The following is a 652-nucleotide window of genomic DNA, read 5'->3' as shown; positions in this document are numbered from 1 at the left end:
CGAAGCCGATGGCCTAACCCCGTAAGGGGAGGGAGTCGTCGAAGGTGGGACTGGCGATTAGGACGAAGTCGTAACAAGGTAGCCGTACCGGAAGGTGCGGCTGGATCACCTCCTTTCTAAGGAGCACTCATACGTCTCTTCGTGAGGCGTCAGAGAATGCCATTGCCGGCACGTGATGGTCACCAATTCTGGTGATTGCATGTTGCTGGGTGGCTGCTCAGGGTGGAACATCGGTTGGAGCTCGCTTCCGGGGATGGAAGCGGGGATGCGCTGTTGGGTCCTGAGGGAGCGGGCCACCGGGTCAAACTGGTGGGCCGTGATCTTAGGACGGAGACGAGAGTCTTCGGCCGACTGGCATGGCAGTCCTTTCATCACAGTGCCTCGTATCTGGTTTCGGCTGGTGTCGGGGTAATTGGTGGGTCTGAGGGTTGTGTGTGTTCGTTGCTTGTGAACTGTATAGTGGACGTGAGCATCTTTAATCTGTGCATATTTCGTGCGCTCAGGTTCAAGACTTGTTCTTGGATGCTGGGTGTGTCGGGTAAGTTTTTAAGGGCACACGGTGGATGTCTTGGCACCAGGAGCCGATGAAGGACGTAGGAGCCTGCGATAAGCCTCGAGGAGCTGGCAACCGAGCTGTGATTCGAGGGTTTCC

2 rRNA genes are annotated in these 652 nt (G+C 56.6%); both read left to right on the top strand.

Going from position 1 to position 652, the window contains the following annotated elements:
- Positions 1 to 116: ribosomal RNA gene (locus tag QSK05_RS36010) — 16S ribosomal RNA — on the top strand; the annotation flags it as partial.
- 420 nt (positions 117 to 536) lie between these two features.
- Positions 537 to 652, top strand: a 23S ribosomal RNA gene (locus QSK05_RS36005); the annotation flags it as partial.

Source organism: Kineosporia sp. NBRC 101731, assembly GCF_030269305.1.
Classification (GTDB): Bacteria; Actinomycetota; Actinomycetes; order Actinomycetales; family Kineosporiaceae; genus Kineosporia.
The sequence above is the reverse complement of the archived record's forward strand: the minus strand, read 5'-3'. Positions and strand labels throughout refer to the sequence as shown.